This is a genomic window from Ancylobacter sp. G4_0304, assembly GCF_047501495.1.
Classification (GTDB): domain Bacteria; phylum Pseudomonadota; class Alphaproteobacteria; order Rhizobiales; family Xanthobacteraceae; genus Ancylobacter.
The window spans coordinates 48,206-66,464 of record NZ_JAZDRM010000026.1 but is presented as its reverse complement, the minus strand read 5'-3'; the positions used below and the strand labels follow the sequence as shown (position 1 = coordinate 66,464).

At 64.2% G+C, this 18,259-nt stretch carries 14 protein-coding genes, 1 tRNA gene, 4 pseudogenes and 1 CRISPR repeat array; of the genes and pseudogenes, 8 read left to right on the top strand and 11 right to left on the bottom strand.

Features of this window, described 5'->3' with window-relative positions; all coding sequences use genetic code 11:
• Positions 1-671: NAD(P)(+) transhydrogenase (Re/Si-specific) subunit beta (locus VRZ77_RS15405; protein WP_414593514.1), on the top strand; the 671-nt coding region annotated here is incomplete at its 5' end.
• Positions 672-1,008: 337 nt separating this feature from the next.
• On the top strand, positions 1,009-1,467 hold the full coding sequence (locus VRZ77_RS15400) for a CBS domain-containing protein (protein ID WP_414593513.1): 459 nt from the start codon (positions 1,009-1,011) through the stop codon (positions 1,465-1,467).
• A 226-nt stretch (positions 1,468-1,693) separates the two neighbouring features.
• Here the strand turns inward: VRZ77_RS15400 and rpoH are convergent, their stop codons facing one another.
• Together rpoH and VRZ77_RS15390 are read right to left on the bottom strand one after the other, a co-directional pair.
• Positions 1,694-2,605 carry an RNA polymerase sigma factor RpoH gene (gene rpoH / locus VRZ77_RS15395; protein WP_414593512.1) on the bottom strand — a complete coding sequence of 304 codons (912 nt, stop codon included), beginning with the start codon at positions 2,603-2,605 and terminating at the stop codon, positions 1,694-1,696.
• A gap of 179 nt (positions 2,606-2,784) precedes the next feature.
• Positions 2,785-3,849 (bottom strand): RluA family pseudouridine synthase, encoded by a 1,065-nt coding sequence (locus tag VRZ77_RS15390; protein ID WP_414593511.1) that lies wholly within the window; start codon positions 3,847-3,849, stop codon positions 2,785-2,787.
• On the opposite strand from VRZ77_RS15390, the gene VRZ77_RS15385 reads away from it, so the two are divergent.
• The 3 genes from VRZ77_RS15385 to VRZ77_RS15375 all read left to right on the top strand — a co-directional run bounded on the left by VRZ77_RS15385 (position 3,848) and on the right by VRZ77_RS15375 (position 4,598).
• Complete coding sequence (locus VRZ77_RS15385) at positions 3,848-4,186, top strand: hypothetical protein (protein ID WP_414593510.1); 339 nt, start codon at positions 3,848-3,850, stop codon at positions 4,184-4,186. The two genes, VRZ77_RS15390 and VRZ77_RS15385, sit on opposite strands and share 2 nt — an antisense overlap.
• 76 nt (positions 4,187-4,262) lie before the next feature.
• A tRNA-Glu gene (locus tag VRZ77_RS15380) sits at positions 4,263-4,337 on the top strand.
• Between the two features lie 93 nt (positions 4,338-4,430).
• Positions 4,431-4,598 (top strand): hypothetical protein, encoded by a 168-nt coding sequence (locus tag VRZ77_RS15375; protein WP_414593509.1) that lies wholly within the window; start codon positions 4,431-4,433, stop codon positions 4,596-4,598.
• A 297-nt stretch (positions 4,599-4,895) separates the two neighbouring features.
• On the opposite strand, the pseudogene VRZ77_RS15370 reads toward VRZ77_RS15375, so the two are convergent.
• The 3 genes and pseudogenes from VRZ77_RS15370 to VRZ77_RS15360 all read right to left on the bottom strand — a co-directional run.
• Positions 4,896-5,945, bottom strand: a pseudogene (locus VRZ77_RS15370) (recombinase family protein); the annotation flags it as partial.
• A gap of 832 nt (positions 5,946-6,777) precedes the next feature.
• A protein-coding gene (locus VRZ77_RS15365) for an IS3 family transposase (RefSeq protein WP_414593508.1) occupies positions 6,778-7,952 on the bottom strand; the annotation gives its coding sequence in 2 pieces (ribosomal slippage) (positions 6,778-7,718 and positions 7,718-7,952; 1,176 coding nt in all).
• A gap of 641 nt (positions 7,953-8,593) precedes the next feature.
• Positions 8,594-8,773: pseudogene (locus VRZ77_RS15360) on the bottom strand (hypothetical protein); the annotation flags it as partial.
• A 186-nt stretch (positions 8,774-8,959) separates the two neighbouring features.
• Between VRZ77_RS15360 and VRZ77_RS15355 the strand changes: the two are divergent.
• The 3 genes from VRZ77_RS15355 (at position 8,960) to VRZ77_RS15345 (ending at position 11,985) form a co-directional block, all read left to right on the top strand.
• Positions 8,960-9,670 (top strand): hypothetical protein, encoded by a 711-nt coding sequence (locus VRZ77_RS15355; RefSeq protein ID WP_414593507.1) that lies wholly within the window; start codon positions 8,960-8,962, stop codon positions 9,668-9,670.
• A 69-nt stretch (positions 9,671-9,739) separates the two neighbouring features.
• Complete coding sequence (locus VRZ77_RS15350; RefSeq protein WP_414593506.1) at positions 9,740-10,948, top strand: helix-turn-helix domain-containing protein; 1,209 nt, start codon at positions 9,740-9,742, stop codon at positions 10,946-10,948.
• A 464-nt stretch (positions 10,949-11,412) separates the two neighbouring features.
• Complete coding sequence (locus VRZ77_RS15345; protein WP_414593505.1) at positions 11,413-11,985, top strand: hypothetical protein; 573 nt, start codon at positions 11,413-11,415, stop codon at positions 11,983-11,985.
• A gap of 126 nt (positions 11,986-12,111) precedes the next feature.
• A CRISPR array of direct repeats spans positions 12,112-12,799; the repeat unit is 25 nt; unit sequence GTTTCGATCCACGCCCCCGTGTGGG.
• A gap of 193 nt (positions 12,800-12,992) precedes the next feature.
• Here VRZ77_RS15345 and cas2 read toward each other — a convergent pair.
• The 6 genes and pseudogenes from cas2 to cas5c all read right to left on the bottom strand — a co-directional run bounded on the left by cas2 (position 12,993) and on the right by cas5c (position 17,951).
• Positions 12,993-13,283, bottom strand: a pseudogene (gene cas2, locus VRZ77_RS15340) (CRISPR-associated endonuclease Cas2).
• 3 nt (positions 13,284-13,286) lie between these two features.
• Complete coding sequence (gene cas1c, locus VRZ77_RS15335; RefSeq protein WP_414593504.1) at positions 13,287-14,129, bottom strand: type I-C CRISPR-associated endonuclease Cas1c; 843 nt, start codon at positions 14,127-14,129, stop codon at positions 13,287-13,289.
• A 65-nt stretch (positions 14,130-14,194) separates the two neighbouring features.
• Positions 14,195-14,509: pseudogene (locus VRZ77_RS15330) on the bottom strand (Dna2/Cas4 domain-containing protein); the annotation flags it as partial.
• A 10-nt stretch (positions 14,510-14,519) separates the two neighbouring features.
• Positions 14,520-15,461 carry a type I-C CRISPR-associated protein Cas7/Csd2 gene (cas7c, locus tag VRZ77_RS15325; protein WP_414593503.1) on the bottom strand — a complete coding sequence of 314 codons (942 nt, stop codon included), beginning with the start codon at positions 15,459-15,461 and terminating at the stop codon, positions 14,520-14,522.
• On the bottom strand, positions 15,451-17,277 hold the full coding sequence (gene cas8c, locus VRZ77_RS15320) for a type I-C CRISPR-associated protein Cas8c/Csd1 (RefSeq protein WP_414593502.1): 1,827 nt from the start codon (positions 17,275-17,277) through the stop codon (positions 15,451-15,453). The genes cas7c and cas8c overlap by 11 nt, the downstream gene beginning before the upstream one ends.
• Entirely contained in the window at positions 17,274-17,951 is a 678-nt protein-coding gene (gene cas5c, locus VRZ77_RS15315; RefSeq protein WP_414593501.1) for a type I-C CRISPR-associated protein Cas5c, read from the bottom strand. Before cas5c ends, cas8c begins: the two co-directional genes overlap by 4 nt.
• Between the last annotated feature and the right edge of the window lie 308 nt (positions 17,952-18,259).

Here is an 18,259-nt window from a genome sequence, read left to right as displayed (position 1 = left end):
TCACCGGCGCGCTGGTGGGCTCCTCGGGCGCGATCCTGTCCTACATCATGTGCAAGGGCATGAACCGCAGCTTCATCTCGGTGATCCTCGGCGGCTTCGGCGGCGATGCGGCCGCGGGCCCGGCGGGCGCGGTGGAGAGCCGGCCGGTGAAGCAGGGCTCGGCGGAGGACGCGGCGTTCATCATGAAGAACGCGAGCAAGGTCATCATCGTGCCGGGCTACGGCATGGCGGTGGCCCAGGCCCAGCACGCGCTGCGCGAGATGGCCGACAAGCTGAAGGAGGAGGGCGTCGAGGTGAAGTACGCCATCCACCCGGTGGCGGGGCGCATGCCCGGGCACATGAACGTGCTGCTGGCGGAAGCCAACGTGCCCTATGACGAGGTGTTCGAACTGGAGGACATCAACTCCGAGTTCGCGCAGGCGGACGTGGCCTTCGTCATCGGCGCCAATGACGTGACCAACCCGGCCGCCAAGACCGACCCGACCTCGGCGATCTACGGCATGCCGATCCTCGACGTCGAGAAGGCCAAGACCGTGCTGTTCATCAAGCGCGGCATGGCCGCCGGCTATGCCGGCGTCGAGAACGAGCTGTTCTTCCGCGACAACACCATGATGCTCTTCGCCGACGCAAAGAAAATGGTCGAGGATATCGTGAAGAACCTCGCGCACTGAGCGACGCCAGCTCCGCCGCTTCCGACATCAACACGAAGGCCGGGCTCACGCCCGGCCTTTTGCGTTCGGAAGGTCCGCGCCTCGTCTGGCTGCATCGGCTTTGCGGCACCCGCCATGCTGCACCGCCGCGACTCTTCTTGTTGACGGCAGGTGTATTGCATACCAGACTTCGACAAAAGAATAAGATCGACGTGTCGGCACGAGCATCCTCGTCGTTCCGCCGGCTGCGCGCGGACCGGGAGCCGGGTGCTCAACGCAGTGAATCCAGAGCCTTTCGCAACGATCGGCCGGCTTCATCCGATCGCGAGGGCTCCGGGCGTCAACCGGAGGGAAAGCCATGCTGGTCGCAGATCTGATGAGGCTGAAAAGCGCGCGGGTGCCGAGCATCCGCATGAACGAGACCATCGAAATGGCCGCGACGCTGCTCAATCGCGAGCGGATCGGCGCCGTGGTGGTGAAGGATGCCTGCGGATCGGAGGGCGATACCGTGGTCGGCATCTTCTCCGAGCGCGACGTGGTGCGCGCCGTCGCGGAGAAGGGCGTCGCCGCGCTCAAGCTGCCGGTCTCGGCGCTGATGTCGCGCAACATGATTTCCTGCGCCATGGAGGACACGGTGGACCATGTGCGGGCGCTGATGGACAGCCATCATGTCCGCCACTTGCCGGTGCTGGAGGATCATCAACTCGTCGGGGTGCTCAGCATTCGCGACGTGCTGGCTTATGATGTGCGCCGTGCCGGGGAGATGGCTACCGGCACGCGGCCGGCGGCGGGCGCGGCTGCGCCGCTGCCGGCCTGAGGCTTCAACGCGGGCGATCGATCCGCGTTCGGCCGGCATCTCGCACGGAGGGAATACCACGGCAGGCGGGGCAGGGGGCTGCCCCTCCTGCGGGGTCCCGCCGTTGATCGCGCTGCGCAAGACGACGTGCAAGACGACGACGTGCAAGACGGAAAGCGCTCAAGACGAAAACGCCGGCGCATCCTGCGACGCGCCGGCGTGAATTCATTTGTGCGCAGGCGCCCGCTCAGTGCGCGGGAGAAGCTTCCTGCCGCATCGGCGCGGCCTCCATCTGATGCACGCGGTCGATCACCGCCTTCTGCACCTTCTCGAAGGCCCGCACCTCGATCTGGCGCACGCGCTCGCGCGAGACGCCGAACTCGGCGGCCAGCTCCTCCAGCGTCACCGGATCGTCGGCCAGCCGGCGCGCCTCGAAGATGCGGCGCTCGCGCTCGTTGAGCACCGAGAGCGCGCCGGAGAGCGCGTTGCGGCGGTTGTCCATCTCCTCATGCTCGACGAGGATGGTCTCCTGGTCGTCATGATCGTCGGCGAGCCAGTCCTGCCATTCGCCGCCGGCCTCGGCCTCGCCGCGGATCGGGGAATTGAGCGAGGAATCGCCGCCGAGGCGACGGTTCATCTCCACCACTTCCTGCTCGGTGACGCCAAGCTTGGTGGCGATCTGCTGCACCTGGTCGGGGCGCAGATCGCCTTCCTCCAGCGCGGAAATCTGGCTCTTGGCCTTGCGCAGGTTGAAGAACAGCTTCTTCTGCGCCGCCGTGGTGCCCATCTTCACCAGGCTCCACGACCGCAGGATGTATTCCTGGATCGAGGCCTTGATCCACCACATGGCATAGGTGGCGAGGCGGAAGCCCTTGTCGGGCTCGAAGCGCTTCACCGCCTGCATCAGGCCGACATTGCCCTCCGAGATCACCTCGGAGATCGGCAGGCCATAACCGCGATAGCCCATCGCGATCTTGGCGACGAGACGCAGGTGGCTGGTGACGAGCTTGTGCGCGGCTTCCGGGTCGTCATGCTCGCGCCAGCGCTTGGCGAGCATATATTCTTCCTGCGGTTCCAGCATGGGGAAGCGCCGGATTTCCGACAGATAGCGGCTGAGGCCGCCTTCTGCCGACGGGATGGATAAAGCGGAACGGGCCATGGAGCGCCCTCCTTCCTTTCATTCGGCCCCCATTCTGGGCGACCGGAGACGCGACCGCAATCAGCCGGCCGCTGCAACATACTAATAGGAACGGCCTAAAATTTCCAAAGCGCAAGATGGCGTGCGGGTTCGCGGCGGTCACGAACGGTTGATCGCGCGCGATATATTTACCGCTCCCGTCATCGGGCGCCCGCCAGCGCGTCCTCCAGCGCCACGAGGTCGGGCGGCAGTGGGCTGTCGAAGGCGAGGAACTCCCCCGTGACCGGGTGTTCGAAGCCGAGCCGGCCGGCATGGAGCGCCTGCCGGCCCAGCGCGTCGAGCGCCGCGCGGGCCTCGGGCCCCAGGCGGCCCGCCTTGGTGCGCTGACCGACGCCATAAAGCTGATCGCCCAGCAGCGGATGGCCGATATGGGCCATGTGGACGCGAATCTGGTGGGTGCGCCCGGTTTCCAACCGGCATTCCAGCCGGCAGGCGAGGGGGCGGCCCTGCGGATCGTCATAGACCTCCTGGCGCTGCCAGTGGGTGATGGCGAAGCGCCCGCCCTCGCGCACCGCGATCTTCTCGCGCGACACCGGGTGGCGGCTGAGCGGCGCATCGACCGTGCCGCTCGGCAGGTCCGGCACCCCCCAGGCGAAGGCGATATAGGCCCTCTCCAGCGGGCCGCTGCGGCCATGATCGGCGAACTGCGCGGCGAGCGCCTTGTGAGCGCGGTCGTTCTTGGCGACCACCAGGAGGCCGGAGGTGTCCTTGTCGAGACGGTGCACGATTCCCGGCCGGCGCACGCCGCCGACGCCCGAGAGGCTGCCGGCGCAATGGTGCAGCAGGGCATTGACCAGCGTGCCGTCGGGATTGCCCGGCGCGGGATGGACCACCATGCCGGCGGGCTTGTCGATGACGATGAGGTCGTCATCCTCATAGACGATGGCGAGCGGGATATCCTGCGCCACCGGCTCGGCCGCCTCGGGCGGCGGCAGGAGCAGGCTGAAGCTTTCCCCGGCGCTCACCTTCGCCGAGCCGCCGCTGACCGGCTGGCCGGCACGGCTGAGCTGGCCCTGCGCGATCAGCGCCTGAAGCCGGGTGCGGCTGATCTGCGGGGCGACGTCCGCCAGATGGCGCGCCAGCACGCGGTCGAGCCGCTGCCCTTCATCCTGCGGCCCGGTGATGATATCGACGCGCTGGGCGGCGGCTTCGCCGTCCGCGCCCTCGTCCCCTTCGTCCAATTGTTCGCCCGGCGGTGACCGCATGACTTCTCCTGACGCAGACGACAAGCTCGACCCGCAGCAGGAGCGAATCCTGCGCAAGCTGCGCGGTTTCGCCGTCGGCTCCGGCGTGCTGATGGGCTTGGGGTTCCTCGCCCTGTTCGGTGCTATCGGATACAGGGTCGTGGTCGGATGGAAAAGCACGCCGGAGACGATCTCCGGCACGATCCAGCTTCCGCAGGGCTCGAAGGTGCTCTCCGCGACGGTTTCCGCCGATCTGATCGCGGTGACGATCGAGCGGCAGGGTCTGGTGGAGACCCGTTTCTTCGACGCGAAGACCCGCGCGCCGCGCGGCACGCTGGGCTTTGCCGGCGAGCCCTGAGGCGAGACTGTTGATTAGTCGTGCCGAGGGCCTTGATCCCGTGCACGTTTAGCCCTAAGAGACGCGCCTGCCGCACGCGCCCATCGTCTAGCGGTCAGGACGTCGCCCTCTCACGGCGAAAACCGGGGTTCGATTCCCCGTGGGCGCGCCACTTCCGTACAAAGCCGCGAACACCCGGCTGGGTGGCTTGGTCGGCGAGTACGGCTCTCTCCAGCACCGTCCTTGACCCGTGGATGCGCACGACGTGCTGGTCGACCTCGACCGCGTCGATCAGCGAGCGCAGATAGGCTTTGCGGAACGGCACTTCGCCATTCGTGATGTTTGTGCGCACGAGCTGCCCGAAGCGGGCAAGTTTCTCCGGGTCAAGCCGGCTTGCGGCAGCACCCTGATTCTCGATCCGCTCCAGCGCTGAATGCGCCCGATCTCGATCTGCCTTGAGCTTCGCAATCTGTTCCTTGAGCATGTCGTCCGGCTCAGCGATGCCGTCGGCGACCAGCTGGTAGAGCCGCCGCAGCTTGTCTTCCGCCGTCGTTCTTTCGCGAGAGAGTTCATCGATCCGCGCCTGGACCTCAGCATCGGCCTTCGTTCGCCGGTCGACGACAGACTGCAGCAGCGCTTCCAGCCGCTCGGGCATCAGGACGCGTTCGGCGACATGGCGTGTGACCAGATGGTCGAGCTTCTCCATCGGCACTGTTCGCCCCTTACAGGCGGACTTGCCGATCCGGCCAGAGGTCGAGCAGCTATAATAGCGATAGACCCTGCCGCTCTTCGACGTGCCTGTGCGCAACGTCATGGCGCTGCCGCAACTGGCGCAGTAGGCAAGCCCGGTGAGCAGGATCGGGCCTGAAATTGCCCGAGGCGGGCTGTTGCGTGGGTTTTTCGCTCGGAGTGTCTTCTGCACCTTCTCAAAAGCACTACGCTCAAGGATGGCCGGCACAGCAATCGGAATGACCTCATGCTGCGGCTTTACCTGGCCGGTTTTTGAGTTGCGCTTGTTGAAGCTCCACTCCCCGATATAGACGGGATTGGTCAGGATTCCGTGGATAGTACCGAGGCCGTAGCGGGCTCCCACGCGCGTACGGTAACCCTTGGCGTTGAGGTGCTTAGTGATATCCTTAATGCCCATGGGGCCGGACGTGCCATCTCCCCGTAGGTAGAGATTGAACATCAGCCGCACGAGCTCCGCCTCGACGGAATCGACGATGATCCGCTTCTTGGTGCGATGGCCGCGCTTCTCGACCTCTTCGAGGGTGAAGCCGAGCGGGAGACGGGAGCCGTTATAGAAACCCTGCCGGGCGTTCTCTTTCATGGCCCGCAGCACATGCTTGGCGTTCTCGCGGAACTGGTATTCGTCAAACAGGGCGATGACCTGCCGCATCATGACCTGAGCCGGATCATCCCCGAGCTCCTGGGTGATGGAGACGAGCCTCACGCCGTGCTTCGCGAGGCGGCGGATGTACATCTCCAGCCCAAAGGCATCGCGGAAGAACCGGCTGAAGCTATGGACGACGATGACGTCGAACGGCCGATCATCATCGCTGGCCCGCTCGATCATCCGTTGGAACTCGTGCCGGCTGTCGTCCATGGCGGACGCACCCGGCTCGACATACTCCGCAACAACGGACCAGCCCTGACGCTCGCAATAGGCGGCGGTCTGGAGGCGCTGGTCTGGGATGGACAGGTCAACGTCGGCCTGCCGCGTGGTGGAAACTCGGAGATAGAGGGCGGCCCGGCTGGTGATCGGCAAGGTGACGTTCATAGCTGGTCGTCCTTCCTCAGGTCCCTTCGGCAGCACCGTCACCTCAGCAGCGCATCAATCTCCCGCCTGAGGAAGGCTTCGACAACATCGACCTCGTCAGGTGTGATCGGAACGTTCGACGGCCAGTCGTCGGTGACATGCACGACATCGGAATCATGCTCGGCCAAATCAGTAGGCGCAAGCGTTTGCTGCGGCCACTGAACGGTCCCAGCTTCTGAGCGGAAAGCCGCTTCGGGCGATGAGCGGGCTTGGCTTCCAGGGAGCATCGGCGCATCGCTGCCCTTGCCCACGGCTATTTTCTTTCGATGGGAACATCGCGAGTGGCGCATATAGGCAGGATCGCGGGTATCCGCGATCTGGCGAACAGCCCAATTCTACGCCGTCGGATAACCGCGTGCCGCAGCGCGGAAATACGCGTCAAACGCGGAGCAGATGTGTCCAGAATGACACCAAGGGAAGAAGGCATAACGGAGCGATGACGAATTCCTATACTCTAGCGCGCTCGCGTGCCAAATGTATCCAGATCACCTTCGGTGATGCCTATGGCTGCAGCAGCCGCTCGGACGAAAGGCGTTTCGAACCCAGGGTGTTGTTTTAGCTTCTCAAAAATAGGTTGAAGTTGACGTACCTCTTTAGGATACTCGTCAACTTTCATTTGACTGGTGTGATTTACGGCGCTTTTGAGAGCCGCTGCTGACAACAATCGGTCAGTTCCATGTTGACTGGCCCGTGAAGCCTTTGCCGCTTGGCCAATAAACCGGACCAGATCGCGCGCGGTGAGGCGTCCTGTCAGGTCCGTTAGCACCGCAATGACTGAACCGCCCCGCGTTTTCTAGACGCCCTCGGCTTTGGCTTTGTGCTGCCGTTCGAACTCGATGGGTGACAGCATCCCGTTCCGTGCGTGCTTGCGGGTGGGGTTGTAGAACATCTCGATGTAATCGAACACGTCCCCGCGTGCCTCGTCGCGCGTGCGGTAGACCTTGCGGCGGATACGCTCGCGCTTGAGCAGGTTGAAGAAGCTCTCGGCGACGGCGTTGTCATGGCAGGTGCCGCGACGGCTCATCGACGGCTGCAGATCGTGGTGTTTCAGGAACGAAGCCCACTCCATGCTGGTGAACTGGCTCCCCTGGTCCGAATGCCCCAGCACACGCTCCTTCGGCTTGCGTCGCCAGACGGCGGCCAGCAGCGCCTGAAGCACGACGTGGGTCGTCTGCCGGGCCTGCATGGACCAGCCGACGACGCGGCGGGAGAAGAGGTCGATCACGACCGCCAGATAGGCGAAGCCTTCGTGCGTGCGGATGTAGGTGATGTCGGTCACCCAGGCCATGTCAGGCGCCTCCGCGTCAAACCGGCGATCGAGCGTGTTGTCGACCGCCAGGGATGGCTTGCCTCCATAGTGGCCGGGGCGGCGCCTATAGCCAATCTGCGCCCGGATGCCGGCAAGCCGCGTCAGCCGCGCAACCCGGTTGGGGCAGCAGCTCTCGCCTATGTCCGCCAGATCGTCGTGAAGCTTGCGATAGCCATAGACCTTGCCGCTCTCGCTCCATGCCGCGCGGATCAGCTCGGTCTGTCGCCGGTCTTCCTGCGCGCGCTTGCTCAGCGGCTCCTTCAGCCAGGCGTAGAAGCCGCTGGGCTGGACACGCAGGCACCGACACATGGCGCGGATCGAAAACTGCAGGCACATGGCGCGGATCGAAAACTGCAGGCGATGCTCGGCGATGAACGCGTACTTCACTTTGCATCCTTCGCGAAGTACGCGGCCGCTTTTTTTAGGATGTCGCGCTCCTCCGTCACGCGCTGCAGCTCGCGCTTCAGCCGGCGGACCTCAGCGGCCTGATCGTCATCGCGGGCCGTAGCGGAAGGCTTGCCGTACCGTTTCCTCCACTCGTAGAGCGAGTACTTGCTGATCCCCAGCCGCGCCGCCACCTCCGCAACCGGATAACCCCGCTCGGTGATCTGAAGGACGGCGTCGCGCTTGAAGTCCTCGGTGAAGTTCGCTTTGCCCATCGGGGCCTCCTTGCCTCAAAATTTAGGGAAGAAGCCGTCCAGGAATCTAGGGGCGGTTCACGCTGCCGATAGCGATAGCCACACGAATGATCCAGTTGACCAGTTAAAAAAGCAGATTTCGGACATCCGCAAAAAGGGAAAAATTAGCACGCTCTGGCGGGCGGGAGATAAACATCCCTCAGGACATGATGGTCCGCGGCTATGTTTTGGCGGATTGGAACGATAGCCTGAAGACATACTTGGAGATGGAAGATTTCACTATCACCAATTATGGCGGGCAGATGGCCTATAGATATTATTCGGCACTGAACCTAATGCTTGAGGTGATTGCGTTCGATAGACTTGTGGATAGGGCAAGCAATCGAAATGACGCTTTTGTTCAGATGTTAGAAGGCCGCTCTACCTACGACCGAAAGCCGAAAGGTACACTCCTTAGCCTCGCCGGGACGGTACGCGAAGCTTGAGCAGCGACGTTGTGAACGATGGAAGGCGCTGCTTCCGAAGTTTCAGCGCCGGAAGATAGCTCGTGTTCGGGTGGACATGGATCTCATGCCCCATTGCACAGACGCCATAGAGGCCGCCACCGCGGACGGACATCACACATAGCTCTCTTCTTGGTCGTTCACAGTCCGCCAATGGCCCGCCATCATCTCGGCTGCACGATGCAGACGCCGTTCGGCCTCGATCATCGAGCGGGTGGTGAAGCGATCCTCGCGTCGTCCGTCCTTGCCGAGCTCGATGAGATCGCGTGCGCCGCGCCTCGCGCCCATCACATCGTTGAACTGGTCGAGACTGTTGCTGTGCCGGTGCGCGAACATGGCACGTGGAGGCACGGCTGACAGTCGCGCGGCGAGCCCGGGGGCCGAGCGTGACCGATGGCGAGGGGTGCAAGACCATCCCTGTCACTGCGGCGCTTTGGCCCGGCACATGCGCGACGATATCCATTTACATATTGCAAAACGCGAAATTTTCGATACTAAATCCATCAACGCGATAAGAGGCGAACAATGATCGACATCCGCCGTGCCATCCTTGATGCCCTTCCCAAGCACCTCCTGCTGGATTTGGAAGATCGGTTGCGGGCTGAAGCGCTGAAGGCGCACGAGGTTGTGCGTAAAGAGTTGCCGCTGAACCCGAAGCGCAGCCGGGAAGCGGAAGGCCAAATTCGCTTCCGCCTTCAGGAGGAAGGCTACGAAGAGGTCGTTCAGCTTCACGGCGGGCACCTGCTTGTCGATGGCGTGATGCTCGGCACCGACCTGAAGGTGTTCCAGCCCTTCGCACGATTCGCTGGTCCCGAACTGGGCGTGATTCTCGGTTTCGCCGCCATGCCTGAGCGGCGGAAAATCCCCGCCAAGAACATGTCGCGAGCAGCGGGTGTGACGCTCAACGTCCATCTCCAGCCCAGCCTTCTCGCGGACGAGAAAAGCCCTCGTCCGACAGACATCTTCGCGCTGTTCTTAACTGCCAGGGATCGCGCACGCACCGGGATGATCGAAGAGATTGCGATCGGCGTGATCGGGTCGAATTATAAGGACTTCATCTTCTACGAGTCGCTGGAGAAGTTCCTTGGCGGTTATGCGGCCGATCCGGTTGTCCCTGATGGACCTGCTGGCCCGGATGACGGCGGCAAGGTCGTGAAGCTACGTCGAACCCGCAAGCTGTTCGTTCCGCCCGAAGCGCAGCCCGATACCGATACCGAAGACGGAACCGCCGGTTAGCCGGAACTCGGTTTCAGAAGGTGTGGTTGCTCCGTATCCATCGGGTACGGAGCCGATGGGATTCGAAATATGCGTACTGGCACACCGGGGTTTATACCCGCCCGTTTGAGCGAAGCTCGTGACGCGCGTCGGATTGCGACGAAATCCGCGCTCGCCAAGCGCCTCGGCGTCAGCCCTACCTCGGTGTCGCGGTGGGAAGATCAGGAAGCCGGCCAGAGTCCTGATTATTCCACGCTCGTGCGACTAGCCGGTGAGCTGGGCGTCCGACCGGAATTTTTCCTACGCCCCTCCTATCAGAGTGAACGTCCGACATTCCTGCGCTCGTTGGCCAGCACGCTCGTGCGCGATCTCGCCTACCAGAAGGCGCAGATGCATTGGCTTCAGGAAGTCAGCTTCGTGCTCGGGCATTACGTCGATCTGCCCGAGATCGATATTCCCGACGTTCTGGATGGCGCGACATACGGCGAACTACGGGACGAGGACATTGAGGCCATCGCGTTACGCCTGCGCCGGCACTGGAATATGGGCGAAGGCCCCGCCGGCGATGTCGTTGCGCTCATGGAGCGGATCGGCATCGTGGTGGCGACGATCTCGATGGGAACGACGAAGCTGGACGGGCTTTGCAGTTGGTCTCCCGTAGATGGGCGCCCGCATGTGCTTCTGGCGACCGACAAGATGTCCTTTCCCCGCCGCCAGATGGACGCCGCGCACGAACTTGCTCACGCGGTATTGCACCAGCAGGTGCCGGAGGAGGAGTTCCAGGACAATCTGCGGATGATCGAACGGCAGGCCTTTCGCTTGGCAAGCGCACTTCTCATGCCTTCGACGACCTATCCGTACGAAGTCAAACATCCTTCGCTGGCGATGTTCACCAGCCTCAAGGAGCGGTGGCGCGTCTCGATCAAGGCTCAGATCAAGCGCCTCGGTGACCTGGAGATCGTCCCCGAGGAATATGCCCGGCAACTCTACAAGCTTTACTCCGCCAAAGGCTGGTCGAAAGGTGAGCCGCTGGATCAGCATTGGCCGATCGTGGCGCCGAAGGCGCTGCGGGACAGCCTCAACCTGATCGTCGAGAACGGTGTGCGCGGTAAAGCCGACCTGCTTGCGACGGAGTTTACGATTTCGGCGGCCGACGTCGAGAGTCTGTGTGGACTGCCAAGCGGCTGGTTCGAGCGGGAGCCTGCGGAAGTCGTCTCGCTCAAATCGCGCGCCGAAGTCTCGCCCCGCGATGCCTCAGCTGTTGGGGAGTTGATTCCCTTTCCCGACAGGCGACGATAGGCCGAACCTCGACTTTCGATATCGTCGCGACGCCCTGTCTCGCATTCCGCCGACAATCTCCGGCTACCTAAGCCGCGCGGTGAGCGTTACGCTACCGACAGGAGAATAAATTGAAACGCTCGGGGGATTGCATGGCGGCTGAAGGCGCGGGTTTGGCATCTGTTTTTAAGCACGAGACGGAGGCTGTTCAGCGCCCGGATGATACGCACGTTCCGCGCGGATATGTTTGATGCCGTGCAGGCCGTCGCACCCTAACTTCGAAACGTCGCTTAAGCCCATTCCTCGGCATTTCTAAACCACCGCAACTTCAACAACATAGGTGTTCGTAGTTTCACTCTGGTCGGCGCGCCAGCAAACTCAGGACATCCCACACAGCCGAACCACAACCCAAGCTGTGTGGAGCTCGGATCATGGCTGATTCTGAGATTAGCACCAGTCTGTCCCGACCATCCCGAAGGGACATTATGTCTGCCGCCCTGCTCACGATTGGTGGCACTTCCTTCAACAGTTCGGCTGCGGCCGAGCCGCGTGACGATAGCGCGACGGAAGCGACTATCCTTGCGCGGAAAGCGTGGCGAGCCGTGCATTGGCGCACGCTCGCTCTGTGCCGGAAGCAGCGGCGTCTGGAATCCGAACTCGCCAGGAAGGTCGGGTTTCCGCATGTGCTTCTGACTGGGGCTGAGCTGCTCTCTCCGGTGCGGATCAGCTCGCTGCGGCAGTTCGATGAGCTTGCCGACGATCTGCCGTCACTCTGCGCTCGACGCGCCGAAGTCACTGCCGCTCTTCGTGCGCATCAGCAGCGTTGGGACGACGCGGATCGCGCCATTGGCTACTCCGTCACTCGGCAGGAAGAGGCGGAGGCTTCCGACTATGAGGAGCGACTGATTTCGTGGCTCTTTGCAACGGACGCCGCCTCTCTGTTCGGTCTGTCTGCGAAACTCGACGTGCTGATCCCCGTCGGCGCCGAGGGGCGGCATTTCCCGTGGCCCGAACTGCGGCGAAGCCGCAGGGATGTTGCACGACTGGCGCAGTTGTAGCCGCGAAGGGAAGCCACCCTCAGTTCTTGAAGCAGCCTCCGCGATGCCGGCGCAGGAAGTGGAGGCGGCCGCTCGAACGCCGTTGCGGGGCGATGACGCGTTCGATTCGATGAAGACGTGCTCACTGGTTGAATCCACGCCCCCGTGTGGGGGGCGACCGGCCGGCGCCGCGGTGGCGTCCGGCAAGCTGCGCGCGTTTCGATCCACGCCCCCGTGTGGGAGCGACGTGCCGGTAATTGCACGGCCGATAGCTGGTGGGTGTTTCGATCCACGCCCCCGTGTGGGGGCGACGTTCCAATGTACATGGCCGCACTGAGAGCTTGATGTTTCGATCCACGCCCCCGTGTGGGGGCGACGCGACCTACGCCGAGATCAAGGCCAACCACGATGTTTCGATCCACGCCCCCGTGTGGGGGGCGACCGTCCATCGCTCTGGCGTACTTATTGTTCCAAATGTTTCGATCCACGCCCCCGTGTGGGGGGCGACGGTGGCCTGCGGCGCCTGTGAATGCCTCCTCCATGTTTCGATCCACGCCCCCGTGTGGGGGGCGACGCCGGGTCCTGCGTCGCCAACCCGCTACCGATCGCGTTTCGATCCACGCCCCCGTGTGGGGGGCGACGTGAGCGGGACCTGCAAGCCGGCCGGGGTCAACTGGTTTCGATCCACGCCCCCGTTTGGGGGGGCGACCATCCACCCCGGCAGCGACGCGCAGGGCTTCCTTGTTTCGATCCACGCCCCCGTGTGGGGGGGCGACTCTTCGATTTCGCCCTTCGCGGTGCGGATGTCCTGTTTCGATCCACGCCCCCGTGTGGGGGGGGCGACGGCTTCCTCACTAACATGCTGGCGGCGAAGGGAGAAAGCCGCCTCTTGCGCGATCCTCGATGCCTCGGGGGAGGTCGGCGGGCGGTTGAGGCGCTCGGGGCGAGGCGTGGCGAGCGGCCGCAACGGGTTGCGGGCTGCGCGAACCGGCCCGGACCGGCATGTGCGCTTGTGGTTCGCGCGAGGCTCAGAACAGCAGCGGCCCGTCGAGATCGAGGATTGGTTTTGCCCCGACATGCTCGACCCGGCGTTTGCCGTCCGCACCGAGCCGATAGAAGCGGAGGCTGTCGGTCACCTCGTCGATCTCGGCGATGAGCCGTGCCCGCAGTGTCACCCATTGCGATGGGTCGACCTCGCATTCGAACACCGAATTCTGCACGCGCTAGCCATAGTCGAGGCAGGCCCGCGCGACGCGGCGGAGCCGGCGGCGGCCAGCCGCCGTCTCGGTTCGCACATCATAGGCGACCAGCATCAGCATGAATTATTTCCAGATGAAGCCGGGATAGCCGTCAAGATCGCCGCGCAGATGGCGGGCCAGAAGCTGCGCCTGGGCATGGGCCACAAGGCCCAGCGGCAGCGTCTCGCCGAGAAAGGGGTGGGTGAGTTCATCGCGCTTGCGCTCCTGCCAGGCGACGAGAATCTGCTTGCGCGCCGCGTCGGTCAGCCGCACGCCACCCGCCTCCTCGACGGTGAAATCACCCGGTGCGAGCTGCCGGCGATTGATGAGACTGAGCGCAAGCCGGTCCGCGAGGACGGGGCGCAGTTCCTCCATCAGGTCCGGCGCGAGGCTGGCGCGGCCGGGCCGGTCGGCATGGAGGAAACCGACCTGGGGGTCGAGGCCATGCGCCTCCAGAGCGGACCGGCAGTCATGACCGAGCAGTGCGTAGAAGAACGACAGCAGCGCGTTCACCCGGTCGAGCGGCGGGCGGCGCGAGCGCCCGCCGAAGACGAAGGCGGGATCGCCGGAGCGCAGCAGATGGTTGAAGCCGCCGAAATAGACCTGCGCCGCCTCGCCCTCCAATCCGCGCAGCAGCTCGACGCTCGGCGCGCTAAGGATACGGCGCGCCACATCGGTGAGGCGTCGCTCAGCGGCTTCCAGCGCCTCGCGGCCCTCGGCGAGCAGGGTCGCACCATGGTCGCGCAACGCCCGGCGGATGACGGTGCGCTGGTTCGCGGCTTTTGCGGCGACGATGCCGCGCACGATGGGCACCCCGCGCGCGGCATCGTCCGCGGCGCGGAACTGCGCGCGGCGGAGCAGTACGTTGCCGGTGCGGGGACCCTCGACACCGGCGAGGAAACGTCCGTTGGGATCGAGATGCGACACGGTGATGCCTGGGCGCAGAGTTGCACCTCGTCGGCGCGGTGCGCCTTCGGCTTGCCGCGCTTGTATTCGACGGGGAACGGCACGCCGGCCTCCCCGCGCCGCGCGCCGTGGAATTCCACCACATCGGCCTTGCCGGTGACGCCGAGCGCCACCGAGCGCAACGCCACGCCGCGCGCCACGCGCACGCCCGGGCGGGTTTCGGGCCGGCCGGAATCCGCCTTCTCATGCAGCAGCCGCCCTTCGGCCGTGGCGATATCCTCGGCCCAGAGCTGCTCGACATGAATGAGCGCGCATTGACGCGGGCAGAACAGATAGTGCTGCAGTGCCGAGAGTGGGATCAGCGCCTCCTCCGTCGCGCGGTCGATGGGGGAGGCGGTCATCGGCTGCCTCCTACCTCTCGATGATCTCGATGCCGTCGGGCAGGCCCTCGCGGTCGATGGTGATGGCATAATCCTCGAAGCTACGGGCCGGCGGGGCGTTGTCGAGCTTCTCGACGCCGGGATTGTGCTTCTCGTCCCGGAACAGCCGCCAGGTCTTCACGCGGTCGAACAGCTCATTGGCCTTTGCGTTGCCCAGCGCCGAGGCGTGGCGGAAGATGACGAGCTTGCGCGTCGCCATCTCCCCGCGGGCGGCGGAGCGATCATGCTGGAACATGTTGGCGAGCGCCTCGAACAGCAGGTCGAGATCGGCCTCGGAGAAGCCGGTGCCCTTGGTCGGGTGCGAGGCGAGCGGGGCGGAGACATAGCCATGCGCACGGTAGAGCCCGTAAGGCACGATGTGTTTGCGGCCCATGGTGCGCCCGCCCTTGGCGTCGGCGTCGGCTTCCGTGGTCGCGGCGAGGCGGGTGATGGAAATTTCCAGCGGCAGGATCGGCTCAACTGAGCGGGCGAAGTTGATCTGCACCGGGCCGCGCACCTGCCCGGCATTGACGCCGGTGGTCATCACCGCGCCGAAGCTGCGGATGTCCCAGAAGTTGGCACACATCCAGGCGGTCAGCTCGCGGGACTTGGCCTCGTCCTTAGGAGCCTTCTTGAGGTCCTCGGCCTTGGTCACATCCGGCAGCACGGCGGCCCAGGCGCGCTTGTGCTCGTTGTTGAGCGTTGCCCCGTCGCGCATGTAGATCTCGTGGCCCGGAGTGTCGGGCCGGGCCAGCGCCACGTAATTGCGGATCTTGCGCTTCAGAGCGACGTCGGAGACCAGCCCCTGATTGGTTTCCGGATCAAGGCGCGGCATGTTGCCGGCATCGGGGTCGCCATTCGGGTTGCCGTTGACCACGTCAAAATACAGCACGAATTCGTGGCGGCGCGTGAGGGCGTGCGACTCACTCGTCATTGTCATGGTCCTCTGCGTCGGTGCTGGCGAGTTCGGCTTCGGCCTCACGGGTGGCGAACTGTCCCTTGCGCTGGTGGTAATAGCCGATGACGAAGCGCCCCTGGGCCTCGAGAGGGAGAGAGCGCGGCAGGTGGTCGTCGAGGCGGTTAGTGATCTCCTCGATCTCGCGCTCCAGCCAGATGCCCTTGCCGCTCTTCCTCAGCTTGCCGAGATGGTTCTGCACGCCGCGCATGAGGATCGGGAAGACGCTAGCCGGCGTTGCCGAGGCGGCGCCGAAATAGCGGTCACGAATGGTGGCGTTCACCTTGCCGAGCGCCATACGCTGCGCCGTCTCATAGGCAGCGAACAGGCGGCCAAGCTGATAGGCGGGATCGGCATTCTCCCTGTGGAGACTCACGGGCAGTTCCTCCTTGGCGCGTTCGGGGCTTTCAGGCGCGTCCTTGTCGATCTTCCTCAAGCGATCCTCACGCGCGAGGACGGCCTTGATGACGGCTGCGTGCCAGCCGCTGGCGGGATCGTCGCCCGCGCGCAGCCGCATGATCGCCGCCGCCAGCAGCGAGCGCGGATAGCGGGTGCCCTCCAGCACAGCGCGCGCGACCTCACCGGCCAGCAGCGGCGGGATGTTGTCGTATTTCTCCAGCATGGCCGTGGTCTTGAGCAGCAGCCAGGAGATGGAGGGCGGCCGCTCGCCCCACGGCTTCGGCTCGATGGCGAGGTCCAGATAATGCGCGGCCAGGCGCTGCACGAAGATGCCGAAATCGTCGCTCAACCAGTAGCGCACCGACAGCCGGGCGGCGTTGGGCGCGAGGCCGAGCACATGGAAGCGGGTCTGCGGGTGCAGTCGGGAGTCGAGCGTTTCGACGCCCCGTCCCTCCATGACGAGTTCGAGCTGCTCACGGACTTTTCGCGCGGCGTCGGCATCGCTCGGCGGTTCGACCAGCGCCGCGAACCAGTCCTCCGCCGCCTGCGCCGCCGCCTCGTCAGCCACGGCGGATGTGTCGGCCCAGAACACCACCGTGGCGTCGCCAATGCCACGCGACAGGCGGTTGCGGCTGGTGTCCCGGTCCAGCAGTGCCGTCAGAGCGGCGGTGTATCGGCCTGCTGCCTCCTCGGAGGTTGGCGCGTTATAGCCCTGTTCCTTTCCGTAGGAGGTGAAGGAGGGCTCGTTGAACGACACCAGCGGAACCTCGGCCGAGGCGGTATTGTCGACGCCCTTGATCTTCGGATGGAGCCGTACGACCGGGAGTCGCTGCCCTCGAACAAGACAGAAGGCTTTGACACTGGCAGCCACCTCCGTCCGCAGCTGGTCGCAAACGGCGATGGCGGCGGCCCGCTCGTGGATAAACTCGCGTTCCGAGCCGTCGAACTGAAAGGCAACATTGAAAGCGGTCATTTTTTCGTGGAAGTGCGGCGCGGTAAACTGCTCCGGTGTCCACTTCTCCAAGAAGAGGCGTAGCGCCACTAGGGCTGGGTCGGTCTGGTCGCCGAGCATACGTCGATGGAGCGTCTTGAAGGCCTCATGATCTCGGCTGGTTTTTCCGGGCTCTTTATTACTGACACCGAGGGCATAGGCCGTGTTGTCCCAGAACAGGAACGGCGTAGACCCCTGGCCGGAGCGGCCGAACCATTTGGGAACGCGGGCCGGCAAGCCGCGCTTGCCCTTTTCGTCCAGCCGCTCGAAGACGCGCGCGATGCTGCCGTCTTTGCTGAGGACAACTATCACGCCTACAGGTTCCATAGACCATCCGGGAGGTGTGACATCGCCCCGTGCGGCCATCCGCTCATAATAGCGGTCGAGCGCCTGGAGGACGGTCACGCCACCGTCCCCCCAGCGAGGCAGGCGTTGACGTCCAGCACGCCGTCGGTCAGCCGCGCCAGAAAGAAGCGCGAGGTGTTGTCCTCAGTGAAGTCGATATCGTGAAGCATCCAGCCGAGATCGCGGTTGCGTTGGTTCTCCGGCAGCCGGCTCTCGGGGAGCGGCGCGCCGGGCTCGATCAGGGCGAAGTCAGCCACGCATTCGCGGGTACCGAGGCAGGGGCGGTGAAAGCACTGCCCGGCCGCCGCCCGGCGGTTGAACATGCTGAGATGCTTGGCCTCGCTGTCTTCCGGACCCGCTTTCGCCGTCAGCTCGAAATGCGCCTCGATGACATAGGCGACATCGTTCAGGAACATCGTCGCGCGCTGCTGGCGATTGTCCTCGACCACGAGGCCGAGACCCGCCGTGCTGCCGGCGCGCATCGCCGTGCCCGCAGTGGCTGCGCTGGCCTTGGCGCCGACCTCGTTGCGCCTGAAAGACTGAAACCGGATGGGCTTCAGCACATGAATGCGGTCGACGACCCAGCGGATCGCCGGCTTCCAATGGATCGCTTCCAGAATGCCGCGCGCCGCCGAAGGGGTCATTACGTCATAGGAGACGCGCTCGACCTTCATTTCCGGCCGGGTGAAACACGCCCGCTCACCCCAGACGTGAAGCCTGACACCGTAGGACATGCGAATCACACCTCCGCCGACAACCCATACGAGCGTATTTATTTACCGCAATCAATCGCATCTAAGGAGGTGCCCCCGGTTTGAACCGGGGGCTTGCGGCATCACAACGCGCAGCAATGTTTCAATCCATGTCACGCCTGAGGCGTGACGGACTATATGGGCTCGATCTTAACCTCGATGGAGCCGTCGGGCTGGACGAGAATGGCGATGCGTTGCCGTTGCATGCGAATCTCCCCGGTTCGTAATCCGAAGCCGATTCAGTTTCATTATCAACGGAGGTTAATATCAGCGCGCGGCACACTCCGCGC

Excerpts from the sequence above, each read along its gene's own strand:
- VRZ77_RS15400 (WP_414593513.1), top strand. The coding sequence starts at position 1,009 with ATGCTGGTCGCAGATCTGATGAGGCTGAAAAGCGCGCGGGTGCCGAGC.
- rpoH (WP_414593512.1), bottom strand. The coding sequence starts at position 2,605 with ATGGCCCGTTCCGCTTTATCCATCCCGTCGGCAGAAGGCGGCCTCAGC.
- VRZ77_RS15385 (WP_414593510.1), top strand. The coding sequence starts at position 3,848 with ATGACTTCTCCTGACGCAGACGACAAGCTCGACCCGCAGCAGGAGCGA.
- VRZ77_RS15390 (WP_414593511.1), bottom strand. The coding sequence starts at position 3,849 with ATGCGGTCACCGCCGGGCGAACAATTGGACGAAGGGGACGAGGGCGCG.
- VRZ77_RS15355 (WP_414593507.1), top strand. The coding sequence starts at position 8,960 with ATGATCGACATCCGCCGTGCCATCCTTGATGCCCTTCCCAAGCACCTC.
- VRZ77_RS15350 (WP_414593506.1), top strand. The coding sequence starts at position 9,740 with ATGCGTACTGGCACACCGGGGTTTATACCCGCCCGTTTGAGCGAAGCT.
- VRZ77_RS15345 (WP_414593505.1), top strand. The coding sequence starts at position 11,413 with ATGTCTGCCGCCCTGCTCACGATTGGTGGCACTTCCTTCAACAGTTCG.
- cas7c (WP_414593503.1), bottom strand. The coding sequence starts at position 15,461 with ATGACGAGTGAGTCGCACGCCCTCACGCGCCGCCACGAATTCGTGCTG.
- cas5c (WP_414593501.1), bottom strand. The coding sequence starts at position 17,951 with ATGTCCTACGGTGTCAGGCTTCACGTCTGGGGTGAGCGGGCGTGTTTC.